At 54.4% G+C, this 15,166-nt stretch carries 18 protein-coding genes; 5 read left to right on the top strand and 13 right to left on the bottom strand.

What is annotated here, in order from left to right; all coding sequences use genetic code 11:
* A complete protein-coding gene (gene yutH / locus IC803_RS02070; RefSeq protein WP_081207089.1) occupies window positions 1-1,002 on the bottom strand; it encodes a spore coat putative kinase YutH in 1,002 nt (333 codons plus the stop codon).
* 338 nt (window positions 1,003-1,340) lie between these two features.
* On the opposite strand from yutH, the gene IC803_RS02065 reads away from it, so the two are divergent.
* Window positions 1,341-1,838 (top strand): phosphatidylglycerophosphatase A family protein, encoded by a 498-nt coding sequence (locus IC803_RS02065; RefSeq protein WP_081207090.1) that lies wholly within the window; start codon window positions 1,341-1,343, stop codon window positions 1,836-1,838.
* A gap of 115 nt (window positions 1,839-1,953) precedes the next feature.
* On the opposite strand, the gene IC803_RS02060 is transcribed toward IC803_RS02065, so the two are convergent.
* On the bottom strand, window positions 1,954-2,724 hold the full coding sequence (locus tag IC803_RS02060) for a TIGR01457 family HAD-type hydrolase (RefSeq protein WP_081207285.1): 771 nt from the start codon (window positions 2,722-2,724) through the stop codon (window positions 1,954-1,956).
* Window positions 2,725-2,990: 266 nt separating this feature from the next.
* The gene (locus IC803_RS02055) at window positions 2,991-3,428 is read right to left on the bottom strand and encodes a type VII toxin-antitoxin system HepT family RNase toxin (RefSeq protein ID WP_081207091.1); all 438 of its coding nucleotides are present in this window, start codon (window positions 3,426-3,428) and stop codon (window positions 2,991-2,993) included.
* A 94-nt stretch (window positions 3,429-3,522) separates the two neighbouring features.
* Between IC803_RS02055 and IC803_RS02050 the strand changes: the two genes are divergently transcribed.
* Both IC803_RS02050 and IC803_RS02045 read left to right on the top strand, forming a co-directional pair.
* Window positions 3,523-3,792, top strand: coding sequence for a DUF3055 domain-containing protein (locus IC803_RS02050; RefSeq protein WP_081207092.1), 270 nt, complete (start codon window positions 3,523-3,525; stop codon window positions 3,790-3,792).
* A 57-nt stretch (window positions 3,793-3,849) separates the two neighbouring features.
* Entirely contained in the window at window positions 3,850-4,134 is a 285-nt protein-coding gene (locus tag IC803_RS02045) for a cytosolic protein (protein WP_081207093.1), read from the top strand.
* Between the two features lie 149 nt (window positions 4,135-4,283).
* Here the strand turns inward: IC803_RS02045 and IC803_RS02040 are convergent, their stop codons facing one another.
* Complete coding sequence (locus IC803_RS02040; protein WP_033010389.1) at window positions 4,284-4,559, bottom strand: YutD family protein; 276 nt, start codon at window positions 4,557-4,559, stop codon at window positions 4,284-4,286.
* A gap of 112 nt (window positions 4,560-4,671) precedes the next feature.
* On the opposite strand from IC803_RS02040, the gene IC803_RS02035 reads away from it, so the two are divergent.
* Window positions 4,672-5,358, top strand: a complete 687-nt coding sequence (locus IC803_RS02035) for a YhcN/YlaJ family sporulation lipoprotein (RefSeq protein WP_081207094.1) — start codon at window positions 4,672-4,674, stop codon at window positions 5,356-5,358.
* A gap of 66 nt (window positions 5,359-5,424) precedes the next feature.
* On the opposite strand, the gene lipA is transcribed toward IC803_RS02035, so the two are convergent.
* A complete protein-coding gene (gene lipA / locus IC803_RS02030) occupies window positions 5,425-6,321 on the bottom strand; it encodes a lipoyl synthase (RefSeq protein WP_081207095.1) in 897 nt (298 codons plus the stop codon).
* Between the two features lie 165 nt (window positions 6,322-6,486).
* Here lipA and IC803_RS02025 point away from each other — a divergent pair, with 165 nt between their 5' ends.
* The gene (locus tag IC803_RS02025; protein ID WP_081207096.1) at window positions 6,487-7,479 is read left to right on the top strand and encodes a M23 family metallopeptidase; all 993 of its coding nucleotides are present in this window, start codon (window positions 6,487-6,489) and stop codon (window positions 7,477-7,479) included.
* A 124-nt stretch (window positions 7,480-7,603) separates the two neighbouring features.
* On the opposite strand, the gene IC803_RS02020 is transcribed toward IC803_RS02025, so the two are convergent.
* From IC803_RS02020 to IC803_RS01985, 8 genes are all read right to left on the bottom strand, one after another.
* On the bottom strand, window positions 7,604-8,311 hold the full coding sequence (locus IC803_RS02020) for an ABC transporter ATP-binding protein (RefSeq protein WP_081207286.1): 708 nt from the start codon (window positions 8,309-8,311) through the stop codon (window positions 7,604-7,606).
* 2 nt (window positions 8,312-8,313) lie between these two features.
* Window positions 8,314-9,093 carry an ABC transporter ATP-binding protein gene (locus IC803_RS02015; protein ID WP_081207097.1) on the bottom strand — a complete coding sequence of 260 codons (780 nt, stop codon included), beginning with the start codon at window positions 9,091-9,093 and terminating at the stop codon, window positions 8,314-8,316.
* Window positions 9,068-10,042 carry a branched-chain amino acid ABC transporter permease gene (locus IC803_RS02010; RefSeq protein WP_081207098.1) on the bottom strand — a complete coding sequence of 325 codons (975 nt, stop codon included), beginning with the start codon at window positions 10,040-10,042 and terminating at the stop codon, window positions 9,068-9,070. Before IC803_RS02010 ends, IC803_RS02015 begins: the two co-directional genes overlap by 26 nt.
* Before the next feature lie 16 nt (window positions 10,043-10,058).
* The gene (locus tag IC803_RS02005) at window positions 10,059-10,937 is read right to left on the bottom strand and encodes a branched-chain amino acid ABC transporter permease (RefSeq protein WP_081207099.1); all 879 of its coding nucleotides are present in this window, start codon (window positions 10,935-10,937) and stop codon (window positions 10,059-10,061) included.
* 113 nt (window positions 10,938-11,050) lie between these two features.
* The gene (locus tag IC803_RS02000; protein ID WP_081207100.1) at window positions 11,051-12,241 is read right to left on the bottom strand and encodes an ABC transporter substrate-binding protein; all 1,191 of its coding nucleotides are present in this window, start codon (window positions 12,239-12,241) and stop codon (window positions 11,051-11,053) included.
* 376 nt (window positions 12,242-12,617) lie between these two features.
* Window positions 12,618-13,364 carry a sporulation protein YunB gene (gene yunB, locus IC803_RS01995; protein ID WP_081207101.1) on the bottom strand — a complete coding sequence of 249 codons (747 nt, stop codon included), beginning with the start codon at window positions 13,362-13,364 and terminating at the stop codon, window positions 12,618-12,620.
* Between the two features lie 53 nt (window positions 13,365-13,417).
* Window positions 13,418-13,720: a YunC family protein gene (locus IC803_RS01990; RefSeq protein ID WP_081207102.1), complete on the bottom strand. Its 303-nt coding sequence runs from the start codon at window positions 13,718-13,720 to the stop codon at window positions 13,418-13,420.
* Between the two features lie 61 nt (window positions 13,721-13,781).
* A complete protein-coding gene (locus tag IC803_RS01985; RefSeq protein WP_081207103.1) occupies window positions 13,782-15,164 on the bottom strand; it encodes a bifunctional metallophosphatase/5'-nucleotidase in 1,383 nt (460 codons plus the stop codon).
* Window positions 15,165-15,166 lie beyond the last annotated feature (2 nt).

The following is a 15,166-nucleotide window of genomic DNA, read 5'->3' as shown; positions in this document are numbered from 1 at the left end:
TCACACGGACGGCAGCCACTCCACCGCCGGCAGTCGCACGCGTTCCGCGATGCCGGCAATTTCGGCGAACGAAGCCAAAAACCGTTCATGCTCGTGCGACCCATCAAGCAAATGCCGCAATTCCTTCTCCCGCCGCGCCCGCTCATTCCCGTCGGCGGCGGTATAATACGCCTCGACGCACTCAAAATACGAAAGCGGAAACAACAACCGGGCGTAAATGAGCCGCCAGGCAAACGGCGACAGCGGCGATACGTGCCCGTAGTCTTGGAAAAACTGGCGCACCGCCCGCTGGCATCCTAACCCGCGCTGCCGGTACAGATGGCGCACCCATTCCGCCAAATCGCGGGCGCAATGGTCGTACACCCAATCGATCGGCAGCTTCGCCTCCGCCCCCTCGATCCAGCCGGCTTGCGGCAGCCGCTCGTGGCAAAACGCTGCATAATCAACGCGGAGCGGTTCCTCATCGAGCTCCGTATCGGCCACATATTGCACCGCGTTTTCCGCCAAACCTAAATAATACGGGAACGACTCGATCAACAGCCGGTCAAACGGCGACGCCGGACCGTTTGCCACCATGTTCGTCCAAAACGCCTCCATTTGGTCGATCCGCTTCGCCCATAGTTCCCGCCATTGGCCGATGCGCCGGCAAGCGACAATCGGCAGCGGACAAGAGCGCCCATATTCATGCATCACCGCCAGCTCGCGGCCGAGCGAACGAAAGCGGACTGCCGGAAGCGGCGCGCGAACAAGCACCATCGGCTGTCCCTCATAGACGGCGAGATACGTTCCAGCCTTTGTTTTCACCAGCTCCCCGACGCCGGTCACCCCTTTTGCCCGCAAATAGCGGCTCATTTGCTGGCGCTCTTCCATCTCCGCTTCGCTCCGTCCGTCGGCCGCAACGAGGAGAAAACGCTCCTGCTGCCGCCAAACCACTGTGTGCCTCCCTCTTCGCTCCAACCGTTCGGCGCGCACCCCGTACTGTTCATGCACCCATGTTTCCATCTCCGCACCTCCAGGCCCGTGTCCATGATCATCTCGGGACGAACCTTGACCTCCCGTTCACCTTGCGCCTGAAAAATTCCGACGTCCATGATGGCCTCGGGCTGAAACGCCATGTCCGCCCCCGTGCCCGCCATCGCCGCTGTTCACCTTTCGGCCACACGCCGGCCGAAGCCACCCGTTGGCTGCACAGCAAACCGCCAGCCCCCTTCCTTTTTGGCGAAAGGGGCTATTGTTTATATATGCAGCTCGATGAGCATTTTTCTTTATATGACGGACTGTTTTATGACATGATACATATATATAAAAAACGACTTTTCAAAAGAAATAGGTGACATTTTATGAGCGAATTCATTATGAACAATTTGGAACAAACCGCCCGGCGTTGGCTCGAGGAGCGGGGAGTGACAGTGGAGAAAATCGCTGAACTCGTCTATTACTTACAATCGAAATACCATCCGGATTTAACGATGGACGAATGCACGGAAAACGTCAACCGCGTCATTTCGAAACGCGAAGTGCAAAACGCGATTTTAACCGGCATTCAGCTCGATAAACTCGCCGAGGCCGGCCAGCTCGATGAGCCGCTGCAATCGGTCATCCGCCGCGATGAAGGGCTGTATGGCGTCGATGAAATTTTAGCCCTTTCGATCGTCAACGTCTACGGGTCGATCGGGTTTACGAACTACGGATACATCGACAAACAAAAGCCGGGCATCCTGCAATACTTAAACGACAAATCAACCGGCAAATGCAACACGTTTTTGGACGATATCGTCGGCGCCATTGCCGCGGCGGCGTCAAGCCGCTTGGCGCACCGGGCCGCCAACGCGGAATAACGATCGCCATGCCCCGGCGCGCTGGGCCGATAGCCGATTGCCGGCTTTTTCGACGCAACCGGCGGCATGTCTACAATCAAACGCCGCCTTGCCTTTTTTGGCAAAGCGGCGTTGTTTACAGGCGCTCCATCCATTCTAACAGCGAGTCGGCCGTATACGTCGGCTGCCGCTCGTAGCGGGCGAGCATCTCTTTCGTCGTGACGCCTGTATGGACTAAAAGCGTATCGATGCCGGCGTTTATGCCCGCTAAAATGTCGGTTTCGTAATAGTCGCCGATCATGAGCACGTCCGCTTTCGGAACGCCGAGCACTTTGAGCGCCTGCTCCATAATGATTTTTTCCGGCTTGCCGATAAACGTCGGCTTCACTTGCGTAGAAACGGCGACGACCGACGTAATGGCCCCGTTGCCTGGCAATAGCCCGCGCTCCGTCGGCAAAGCGATGTCCCCGTTTGTTGAAATGAACGTCGCGCCATTGCGGACAGCAAGGCAAGCGACAGCGAGCTTCTCGTATGTAATTTGCCGGTCGATGCCGATGACGACGACGTCCGCGTCCTCGCCGGCAAAACGAAATCCTTTGTCCGCCAAAGCCGTGCGGATCCCTTCTTCACCGATGACATAAACGGACGCGTCCGGCTTTTGTTCAAAAATGTAGTTCGCCGTCGCCTGGCTTGTCGTAAAGACGTGCTTCGCTTCCGCCGGCACGCCAAATGACCGCAATTTTTCCGCCACTTGCGCCGGCGTGCGCGACGAGTTGTTGGTGACAAACAAATACGGAATCCCGCGGCGGTGCAGTTCATTGACAAATTCGCGCGCTTCGGCGATGCACTCCGTACCGCGGTACATCGTCCCGTCTAAATCGATCAAATAGCCGCTATATCGTTTCAATGCATTCGCTCCCTTTCTTTTTCCGTATGTCAGTCGTTCGTTCTCCCGCTTTTCCGTGAAAATGCCGCGCCGGCAAGCGATAATTTTCATGCCCGGGTGGAGGGCAACACGTTGTCCATGAATCTTTTCCATGAGCGTCAACGGCTGAAAGGCGCATGTTCGACCATCATGGAAGCCGCTTCATTGCCTCGTGTTGGCCAAAGGCGCATCCGGCGCTGGGATGCGCCCCCATCGTCAATGAGAGGGGGCGCTGAGGCCGCCACCCGTCAACTGCGAAACGCCGACACCGGACCGAGTTCATTTTCAAGATAATCGCGCACCGCCTTCGGATACGTGTCCAGCGCCGGCAAATGTGCGTTCAGGCTGGCGCGCAGTTTCGCATGGTCGACGCTTGTATACTCATGAACGAGCATTTTCCGGTGGGCGATGAACGCTTTCAGCTGTTCGGCGTCCGCCGGCGTAATGACTTGCTCATCGGCTAAAATGTCAATAATATCGTCATAGCTGCCCGGGTCACGCATAATGAAGCCGTCGATCATCGCGTTGCCGACGTCCAAAACCGCTTCGATGACGACATGGGCGATCCGTTCAAGCGCCAACCGTTGAAGCGGCTCATCCCAGTTGTCCTTGCTTTTGTAATAAGCCAACATTTGTTCCATGCAGCGAAGTCGTTCTTCCATTTTTTTTCGGTCAACAAAATACATGGCTCATCCCTCCTTCTTTCTTGCGTCCATCCCCTCCCCTTTTCGCCGTCTGTCTGCTATGATGGATAGAGACGAAAACATAGGAGGGCTCAATATGGGCGAACGGTTTTATTTGTACGATGACACCATCCAAGCGGCGGTTCGCTTCGTCAGCTTTGTCGGCGAACGGCAGCGGTTCGATTTGGCGCTCATCGAAACGGATCGTTTTTACGGCAAATCCATCGTGCTTGACTTGCAAAGCAACCGCTTTGCCATTCTCGGCCGCGACGATTTAGAGGAGCCCGGCTATTTAGAGCGCGCCTACCAGCTTGATGAACAAGACGCCGACGATTTGCGCGCCTTTTTGGACGAATGTCTTTCATAACCTTCCTTCATTTTGGGCATCTTATGAAACACCCCGGCATCAAGGAAGGTGAGACGAATGGCGGAACGGGAAACGTATGCCGACTTTTCCGTCGTCGAGAAACAGCGCAATTTTTTAACAGCCGAAGAATTTCCGGAAGGGCCGTACGGATCGCCGCGCCGCGACGACGCCCCGGTCGAAAATAAAAGCACGCCTTGGAAAGAAGGACAGCGCCCTTACAGCGCCTTTAACTATGAGTTTAAGTCGTTCCACCAAAACATTCCAAGGCGCGACCCGGCGTCCCACCCGCCGCATGATGATCCGCGCAAAAGCGAACAGTTTCCGTACAATGAAGTCGAATGACGAAGCAGCCGCCCGCCGTACACGGGCGGCTGCCTTGTTCGCCTCCCTACACGCGACGCCGCAATCCGGTGATGTTGCAGCTCTAGGTTCGCAGCCGGTTCGAAGCGGCCTTCAGCGCGGCGTCACCGCGCCGCCATCCGACCGCACCGTTACCGCTTCACTTTGCGCAACACAAAATAGGCGCACCCAAAGTTGCAATATTCATACAAATACTCCGACAGCGTGCTAATTTTCGTATCGTATGTCGCCTTTTGGTTATGGTCATCGAAAAAGCCGCGCAGGCGAAGCTGATTGTATCCCCAGTCGCCGACAATGTAGTCATACTTCCCTAAAATATCCGCATAGCGGGCGCGAAACGCTTCCTCGTTAAAGGCGTTTTTGACGTTTTCGACCAGTTCGTAACAATGGTTGTTGATGCAGATCACCGCTCTCACCTCGCCTTTCCACTTTCATCATAAACGATGTATCACACCCAATCAATTACTGTTATCAAACGGAAGAGCGTGTGCCACCCTAAAAGTGAAGGGGGTGCTGACGATGAGACGACCATGGTTGGCCGTTATGTTCGGAACGGCCGTCGCCCTAGCCGGCTGCGCGCAGACGGCCCAGGACGAAAACACCGACGTCTACAAGCGGAGCGGCAATACGATCAATGTCACCGACCGCAATGAGCTATATAACGAAAACGGGGTGCCAAACGGCGATGACACACCGCTAAACAACTTTGGCTACGTCCGTCACCAAAAGAGCCCAACCCTCGGCGATGCGAACGGTTATAATGACATGCCGTCATTCAACCGCGAGCAGGCGGCCGATTTAATCAGCAAGTTGTGCACCCAGCTGCCGAACGTCAATGACGTCGCTACGCTGGTCACAGACGAGGAAGTGCTTGTCGTCTATGATGCCGACACAAACAACCGGGAGCAAACAGCCGATCAAGTGAAAAAGACGGCGCTTTCGGTCGTTCCTCGTTACTACCATGTGTATGTCGCCGACAACCCACAGCTGATGAGAGATATTGAGCGCTTCGGCCGACTCGACTCAAACAGCCGCGGCATCGATCGAATCATGGATGCGACCATCCAGCAAATGCTGAAATATCCGCAAGGGAAAAAGCTCAGCGGCGGGGAAAATGAAAACGGCGAAATGATCAATGAAACGAACGATGAGCTCGACCGCGACTTCCGCGACGGCACACCGCGGCCGACACCGGAGGGGCGCTAGGGCAAAGAAAACGGTCTGCCTTCTTAATGAAGAGGCACGACCGTTTTTCTGTTTGCTTGGTCGATGTTATGCTTTCAACTGCCGCGCTTTCGCCGCCTCGCTCACTTGCTCATCGGCATGATACGACGAACGGACGAGCGGACCTGCCTCGCAATGGCTGAATCCTTTGCTCAGCGCGATCTCTTTCAGCTCTTGAAATTCGTTCGGATGGTAATATTTCACGACTTTCAAATGTTTTTTCGTCGGCTGCAAATATTGGCCGATCGTCAAAATATCAACGTGGTTGGCACGCAAATCGTCCATCGCCTCGATAATTTCCTCTTTCGTTTCTCCAAGACCGACCATGATGCTTGATTTCGTCGGAATATCCGGCTGCAGTTCTTTCGCGCGCCGCAAAAATTCAAGCGAACGTTCGTACGTCGCGCGGGTGCGCACCCGCGGCGTCAGGCGGCGCACCGTTTCAATGTTATGGTTTAAAATATCGGGGCGGGCATCCATCAGCGTTTTTAAGTTTTCGTACACCCCGCCCATATCAGACGGCAGCACCTCAATGGTCGTAAATGGGTTTTTCCGGCGGATGGCGCGCACCGTTTCGGCAAACACGGCCGCCCCTCCATCTTTTAAATCATCGCGGGCCACCGCGGTGACGACGACGTGTTTTAAGTTCATGATGCGCACCGATTCGGCGACGCGTTCCGGTTCTTGCCAGTCAAGCTCGGTCGGCAGCCCCGTCTTGACGGCGCAAAAGCGGCAGGCGCGCGTGCAGACGCTGCCTAAAATCATAAACGTCGCCGTCCGCCGCACCGCCCAGCATTCATGAATGTTCGGGCATTTCGCTTCCTCACAAACAGTATGTAAACGGTTTTCCCGCATCAGCTTCTTCAAACCGGTGTAATGTTCGTTCGTATTCAGCTTAATTTTTAACCAATCTGGCTTGCGAACATGTTCTTCCTTCGTCGCCATTGTTCTCACTCCAGTTACGTATGATTGTTCATTTCCCATTATAATGAAAAGGGCGGGAAAACACAAAAAATAAGTCGTCTTTGCCTTTTCCGCTTTTTAACATTTATGAATTCCCCTTTTCTCTCCAAACTAAACATATGAAACGGGCGAAAAGGGGGGATCCACGTGCACCGATGGCTTGTCGCCATATGGGTGGCGACGATGTTCTTCATTGCCGCCGGTGCGGCTTCCGCGGCGGAAAACGACGAGGCGGTATACGAACAGCGCATGGAGCTGTATAAAAAGGCGGAAGCCGTTTCACTCATTCCGTGGTATTACTTTGCGGCCATCGACCAGTATGAACGGAACATCCGCCAAGTACGCCGCGACTTGCCAAAACCAACCGGCGTTCTCGGCATTTACATCAAACCGGAACAATGGGCCGGTCCGCTCAATCAAAATCCGCACGACACAAACCCGTTTACGATTTCCCAATTCGGCGGGTTGGGGACGGATGGGGACGGGGACGGCGTGGCGCGGGCGGACGACGACGATGATGTTATTATGGCTATAGCCCGTTATTTGCAGACGTACGGCATCGACCACCGCCACATTAAAATGGCGCTTTGGAATTATTACCAACGTGCGAAAGCCGTTGACTTGATTTTAGGGAAGGCGAAAATTTACAAAACGTATCAAACGCTCAAATTGGACGAGCACGTCTTTCCGCTTCCGCTGCGGTCCAATTACAGCTATCGCGATACATGGGGCGACGCGCGCGGCTGGGGCGGGCGGCGCATTCATGAAGGGACCGACATTTTCGCCGGCTACGGCGTGCCGGTGCGTTCGACATGCTACGGCATTGTGGAGCTGAAAGGCTGGAACAAATACGGCGGCTGGCGCGTCGGCATCCGCGACATTAACAATACGTACCATTATTTCGCCCATTTAAACGGTTTTGCCCCCGGGCTTCGCGAAGGGCAAATCGTGGAGCCGGGAACCGTCATCGGCTCGGTCGGCAGCTCCGGCTACGGCCCGCCGGGTACGGCTGGAAAATTTCCGCCCCACCTCCACTATGGCATGTACAAAGACAACGGCTACACGGAGTGGTCGTTTGATCCGTATCCGCATTTAAAAGCGTGGGAGCGGGCGGAGCGCCAGCGGCAAAAGCGCCGCTGACGGCATCCGCCGTGCCAAAAGGGCTGAATCGAGAGGCAACTTTCTATTGTGGCAAAGTATATGCAGAAGAAAAGGGTGTCTCGTCGCGTTAGAGACACCCTCCTCGTCTGACCGTCATTAGCGATCAATGTCCGCCTAAATATGCTTGTTTCACTTGTTCGCTCGCCTGCAGTTCGCTCGCTGTTCCCGATAGGACGACGCGCCCCGATTCGATGACATAGGCGCGAGCCGCAATCGAGAGCGCCATATGGGCGTTTTGCTCGACAAGCAAAATCGTCGTTCCCGATTCATTAATTTCTTCAATAATGCGGAAAATCGTTTTCACGAGCAGCGGGGCGAGCCCCATCGACGGCTCGTCCAAAAGCAAAAGCTTCGGGCGCGCCATGAGCGCGCGGCCGATCGCCAGCATTTGCTGCTCGCCGCCCGAGAGCGTGCCGGCCAGCTGCTTGCGCCGCTCTTCAAGGCGCGGGAACAGCTCAAACACCTTAGCAAAGTCCTGTTGAATGCCCGCCTTATCTTTGCGCAAAAATGCGCCAAGCTCCAAGTTTTCTTCAACTGTCATGTTCGCAAACACGCGCCGCCCTTCCGGCACATGCGAAATGCCCTGTTTGACGATCATTTGCGCCGCTTTGCCGGCGATCGAGGCTCCTTCATAGACGATGTCGCCGTTTTTCGGCTTCAATAAGCCGGAAATCGTTTTTAAGAGCGTCGTTTTCCCGGCGCCGTTTGCGCCAATCAAGGTGACGATTTCGCCGCTGTTGACTTCCAGCGATACGCCTTTTAAGGCATGAATATTGCCGTAAAACACGTCAATTTGATCGACTTTCAACATCATCACGACACCTCCTCGCCAAGGTAAGCCTCGATCACTTTCGGGTTGTTGCGCACATCTTCCGGCGTGCCGTGAGCGATCAACTGGCCATGGTCGAGCACATAAATGCGCTCGCATATGCCCATCACAAGCGACATATCATGCTCAATCAGCAAAATCGTCAACGCAAACCGTTCGCGAATAAAGGCGATCAAATTCATCAGCTCTTTCGTTTCCTGCGGGTTCATGCCGGCAGCCGGCTCGTCAAGCAGCAAGAGCTTCGGCTGCGCCGCGAGCGCCCGGGCGATCTCCAAGCGGCGCTGCTGGCCGTATGGCAAGTTTTTCGCCTGCTCGTGCATCACCTCGTGCAAGTTAAAAATGTTCAAAAACTCGATCGTCTTTTCTTCCATTTCCCTTTCTCCGCGGAGGTGGGACGGAAGGCGGAGAATGGAGCTCACGATCGAATGGCGGGCGTGCGTATGGTAAGCGACTTTGACGTTGTCAAGGACCGACAGCTCGCCAAACAGGCGAATGTTTTGAAACGTCCGGCTGATCCCTTTGCGCGTAATTTTGTACGGCGGCAAGCCGTTCAACATTTCGCCATCCAGCATAATCCGTCCTTCCGTCGGCACATACACACCGGTCAATAAGTTAAACAGCGTCGTTTTCCCGGCGCCGTTCGGGCCGATGAGTCCGACGAGCTCCCCTCGATGCAGCTCCATATCTACGCCGGAGAGCGCCTTGAGCCCGCCAAACTGGATGCCGACCCCTTCCGCTTTAAGCAACGGTGTTCTTGCCGCCATGGTTCATTCCCCCTTGCGCTGCCTTCCGCCATTTGAAGAGCGAAGTCAATTCTTTCTTCCCCATCAACCCGGTTGGGCGATACAGCATGACCAAAATCAAAACAAGGCTGTAGATGATCATCCGCGTTTCCGGATAGTTTTGCAAGAACGTCGAAACGAGTGTCAACAATATCGCCGCAACAACCGCGCCAGACAGGCTGCCGAGCCCGCCCAACACGACAAAAATCAAAATATCAAACGATTTTAAAAAGCCGAAGTTCGACGGCTGAATAATGTAAAAGTGGTGGGCGTACAAAGCCCCGGCAATGCCGGCGAAAAACGAACCGATCGCAAACGCAGCGACTTTGTAATACGTCGTATTGATCCCCATCGCATCAGCGGCGATTTCATCCTCGCGAATCGAGATGCACGCCCGCCCGTGCGTCGAATTCGTGAAGTTGGCGATGACAATGATCGTGACCAACAAACAAGCGAACACCCACGGCCATGTCGTCATGTGCGCCACCGTCATGCCGCTCGCTCCGCCCACATAGTCGATATTCAACAACGCGATGCGGACAATTTCGCCGAATCCGAGCGTCGCGATCGCCAAATAATCTCCTTTCAGCCGCAAGCTCGGCACGCCGATGATCAGGCCAGCGAGCATCGCCGCCGCCCCGGCCGCCAATAACCCGACCGCAAACGGCAGCTGCAGCTTCATCGTCATAATCGCGGAGGCATAGGCGCCAACGGCGAAAAAACCGGCATGGCCAATGGAAAACTGTCCGGTAATCCCGATAATTAAATGAAGACTGACAGCCAAAATGACGTTAATCGCCATGAAAAAGAGGGTATTCACATAAAAGATGTTTAACGTTCCGCTTGCAATCAGCCACTCGACAACGGCGAAAAAGGCGAAGGCCAATATGACGGAAACCCAAAATCCACGCGTCCGCTTCCAAGTTGCCATTGTTCCCTACCATCCTTTACACTTTTTCTCGTACGTTCTTGCCAAACAATCCGGCCGGCCGGAAAATGAGGATGAGAATTAAAATGATGAACGCCACCCCGTCGCGCCAAAGCGAATAGCCTAACCCGCTGACGAGCGATTCGATGACGCCAAGCAAAAGCCCGCCGACCATCGCGCCCGGAATGATGCCGATCCCGCCCAGCACGGCGGCGACAAACGCCTTCAGCCCCGGAAGAATGCCCATTAACGGCTCGATTTTCGTATAATAAATGCCAAAAATGACACCGGCCGCACCGGCCAATGCCGAGCCGATCGCAAACGTGGCCGAGATCGTATTGTCGACGTTAATCCCCATCAACCGGGCCGCTTCCGCATCATGGGAGACGGCGCGCATCGCTTTCCCGATTTTTGTCCGGTGAACGATGAACTGAAGAAGGACCATTAAGACGAGGGACGTGCCGAGGATGAAAAGCGACTGGCCGCTAATGACAACGCCAAACAGCTCCAAGTTCCGTTCTGGCAGCAACGTGCTCGGATACGCTTCCGGCTGCGCCCCGCGCAAATAAATCGTCACGTACTCAATCAAAAGCGATACGCCGATCGCTGTAATAAGCACGGCAATGCGCGTCGCATTCCGCAGCGGCTTGTAGGCGATGCGTTCAATAACCATCCCGAGCACAGCGCAGGCTGCCATCGCCAACAACAGCGCTGGAAAAAAACCGACACCGAGCATCGTCACAGCGTAAAAACCGACGAATGAACCGACCATAAAGACGTCGCCATGGGCGAAGTTAATGAGCCGGACGATGCCATACACCATCGTATAGCCAAGCGCGATCAGCGCATAAATGCTGCCTAACGAAATGCCGTTCACTAGCTGTTGAATGAGTTCCATGATTGCACGCTCCTTAACGAAAACTCGTTCTCTGGTCAAAAGAAATGCCGGACAGGGGATCGTTCCCTGAAGGGACGCCCTCCCCCCGCCCATGCACTCCATCCAGCCTTGCCTTACGGATTCACTTTCGTTTTGAATTGTTGCTGCCCGTCTTTGTATTCTAAAATCGCCGCCGATTTCACCGGGTCATGGTTTTCATCGAGCGTCAGCGTACCGGAGACGAGCTGCAAATCTTTCGTTTGCACCAGCGCGTCTTTGATTTTCACCGGATCGGCGCTGCCGGCCCGTTTGATGGCATCCGCCAGGAAATATGCCGTATCGTAGCCAAGCGCGTTAAAGGCGTCCGGCGCTTTATTGTATTTCGCTTGGAACGCTTTGACGAACTCTTGAATTTTCGGATCCGGGTCGCCCGACGAATAGTGGTTCGTAATATACGTATTGTTCAATGCGTCTTTGCCGGCAATTTCAACAAGCTTCGGCGAATCCCAGCCGTCGCCGCCCATGATCGGCACGTTCAAGCCAAGTTCGCGCGCCTGCTTCACAATGAGACCGACTTCTTCGTAGTAGCCCGGCAAGAACAAAAATTCCGGATTGGCGGATTTAATGCGCGTCAGCGTAGCGCGGAAGTCGGTATCTTTCGCGACATACGCTTCTTCGGCAACAATTTTGCCGCCGCCGCCCGTGAACGCCTCTTTAAACGAAGCAGCCAGCCCTTTCGAGTAATCGCTTGAGCTGTCGATCAACACAGCGGCATTTTTCACTTTCAAGTCGTTTAGCGCAAATTTGGCCGCCACTGTTCCTTGGAACGGGTCGATAAAGCACGTCCGGAAGACGAATTCATTCACTTTGCCGTCTTTGTTGGTGATCGTCGGGTTCGTGCCGGTTGGCGTAATGAGCGGCACTTTATTGTCATTGGCGATTTGCACTTGGGCGAGCGTATTCGTGCTCGTCGCTGAGCCGACAATCGCGACGACTTTGTCTTGGCTGATCAGCTTGATGGCGCCGTTCGTCGCTTCGGCCGCTTCCGATTTGTTGTCGACTTTGACAAGCTCCAACTTTTTGCCGTCGATTCCTTCTTTGTTGATTTCCTCTAACGCCAGTTCCAGCCCTTCGGCGATCGATTGTCCGTACGAAGCGACCCCGCCGGACAGCTCAAGGTTGGCGCCGATTTTAATGACATCGCCGCCTCCTCCGCCGCTGCCACCCGCCGAGCCGCCGCTTGGTTGGTTGCCGCCGCAGCCGGCCATGAGGCCCGCCGTCAGCATCAGCGAGAAAAAGACACCTGCTGCTTTTTTCTTTTTCACTCGTTTTCCCCCCATTGTTCATCATCTTCTGTCATCTGAGCGCGCCGTCTGACAGCATCGGCAAAACGCCATCCGCCCTGCACGCGCACTTGTGGTTGTGAAGGAGCGGCCGAATTGGAAACCGATCCTTCTTTCTGATCATTCCTTTGTTCTCTGCTCCCACATCCCCTCTAGCAATCACGTAAATAATAAAACTATTTTCAATTTAATATAATATTACAAAATTTAAGCCTGCTCGTCTAGCTGTTTTCTTTTTGAAAATGAAAAAGCTGTTCCGCTCTGAACAAACGTTGGCGAAACAGCCGAATAACCATTGATAAAGGGAACGCTTTCTTTGTATAATGTTTCCATGTTTCTACCAAAACCATTCCCCGCTCTAACGTGCCGGCAGCTGGAGAGACGGACTGATTGGGCCGCCGTTTTTGTTGTAAAACTGCGGCACTTCTCCTGGAATGAAGCGCATGACGATCGGCATATCAGTCGTTACGGTGGAAACTTTTGAGGCAAACGGAATGATCACTTGAATATCAACGGCGATATGGATGTCAATTTCAATAAAAAAGCTGTTAATATCATAAGCATGAATTTGTTTCGTCACTTCGGAATCGACGTTGCCGACGATTTGAAACTGGACCGGAATGCGCGGGCCGAGGTTGGCTAACAGTGCGTTGTTCGTCACTTGCCCGAGCGGAATGTAGTAAATGATGCCGCGGCTGTTCCCTTGACCAGATTCAACTTCAGGGAGCACCATGCGTTCAATCCGCCCCTCTGTCGCCGCCTTTAAGCTTTCCATCACATGATCGTCCGTCTCCGATAAAATACGATTCATAATCGCGGTGTCAAAATCGACCGACACGATTTTCCCGTTGGCGTCTTGCCGGACCGAGACTAACTGTTGGAATTCTGGATTGTCTTTTTGAAACTGCTGTTCAATAGCGTTATTGATCACCAAGTTGGCAATCCGCTTCGTTTCGGTTTCGGCTATTTCCATCAGCACAGGTTTCATGCCTTTATTCACAATCCAAAGGCTTGCCGCCGTTGAAAACATAAAAAAAACGAACGTCAATAAAAACACGTAGCGGAACGGGAGCGGGCCTCTTCGCAGCAATCGGGGGCGCACCAAAATACAAATCCCTCCTTTACAAGCTATATGTATGCTTGCAAGGAGGGATTTTTTCACCGCATTTTCAACAGCGCGTCTTTCCCTTTCATTCCCGGTTCAATGCCAAGCTCTCGGGCGGCGATTGTCACCGACTCGAGCGGTGCTTCAAGAAGCTGTTCGATCGTGCGCACCCCGACCGCCCGGCCGGCGATGATGCCGCGATCGCGCAGCTTTTCGTTCAATAAGGCGACATCGAGCGCCCCGCACATAATATATCCTTTGTCGCTCGCCACCGCCAGCAAATTCGTCTTCGGCAGCTTTACAGATACGGCAATAAACAGATAGCCGTCAATGATGATCGGCGTCACTTCCACCATCGCCGCAGTCACTCTCCTTTCCATACTCCAATGTATGAAGCATGGAAAAAGAAGTGCCTGCCTACTGGGCCAATTTCCAAGCCAGGACGTCGCGCAAAAACTCCGGCATGTAGTACGTTTTTTCCGCGGCCCGTTGAATTTGCGGGTAGAAATGGCCAATGGCAAACATATCGGTCGTCGCCACCTCATACAGCCGCTCCGGGTCGAGCGGTTCGCCGTTAATCGTGATGCGGCGGATATGCCATGCCCCATCTTCTTCAAGCTCGGTCTCAATGTCCACGCCGGCGTACACCATTTCTCCCATCACTTCGCCGCGGAAACCGAACCCTTTAAACCGCAAATGCTTCATCCGCTCCGTATTCGCCTCAAGCACAATTTCTTTGAGCTCCGCCCCGCGCAGCTTCACTTTGCACGGGTTGAGCGGGTGCGGACAAATACGATGCACATCTTTTTTCGTCACCGTTCCTTTCGCAAGCGGCTCAAGCAACACGCCGGCGTTGACCATGCCGATATCCGCCTGGCACCATTCGCGCAAGGCGGAGGCAAGCACATGCGCGAGCGGCGACGGGGCGAACCAGTTGAGCGGTAAATCGTCTTTGAGTTCGGCTATTCGTTCTGCCTCAAGCCGCGCCAAACTTTCCTGCTCAAGGCGGTGAAGATGACGCTCGACCTCTTCCGAGCGCGGCAGCGTCGCGACATCGACGATCGCCGCCGACGTCCGCGCCAAGCGCCCATCTTCCACCTCCAGCTTGACGACGCCGATGTATTGTCCGTATTTTCCCGCCGCGCAAAGGAGCGCGCCGTTGACTTGCTTCCCTTCCGGAAACACATGGTGGGTGTGGGAGCCTAAAATAATATCGACATCCGGGATCGTGGCGGCTATTTTTTCATCCTCATTCACCCCAAGATGGGATAAGACGACAACGCAGTCGGCCTGCTGCTTCACTTCCGCCACCGCCGTTTGCAGCATCTCAAACGGCGGAGCAATAGTCCAGCCAAGCGACTCGTAAAAATGCCGAAACGGAGCAGTCACGCCGACGAGCCCGACGCGAAACGTTTCCGCCACCTGCACGACTGCATACGGAAGCGCCCACGAGGGGCGTGACCCGTCGCGGCGAAACAAATTGGCGACAACAACCGGAAACTGCGCCCGCTCGTACAGCGTATCAAGCTCGTGGTAATCAAGCGTGATCCCTTCATTATTGCCGATCGTCACCGCGTCATATCCGAGTTCGTTGAGCAGCTCGACGTTTGCCTTCCCGCGCGTCGCCTCGGTGATTGGATGAACGCGGTCAAGAAAATCGCCGACATCAAATAAAAGCATCGCCTCGTTGCGCGCGCGATGCTCCCTCCTCCGCTCAGACAAAAAGCGGGCGATTTGCGGCCAATGCTCAAAATGGCTATGCACATCGTTCGTATGGTAAATATAGATGGTTTGCTTCAATA

It is taken from the genome of Geobacillus sp. 46C-IIa (genome assembly GCF_014679505.1).
In the GTDB taxonomy this organism is placed as follows: Bacteria; Bacillota; Bacilli; order Bacillales; family Anoxybacillaceae; genus Geobacillus.
The sequence above is the reverse complement of the archived record's forward strand: the minus strand, read 5'-3'. Positions and strand labels throughout refer to the sequence as shown.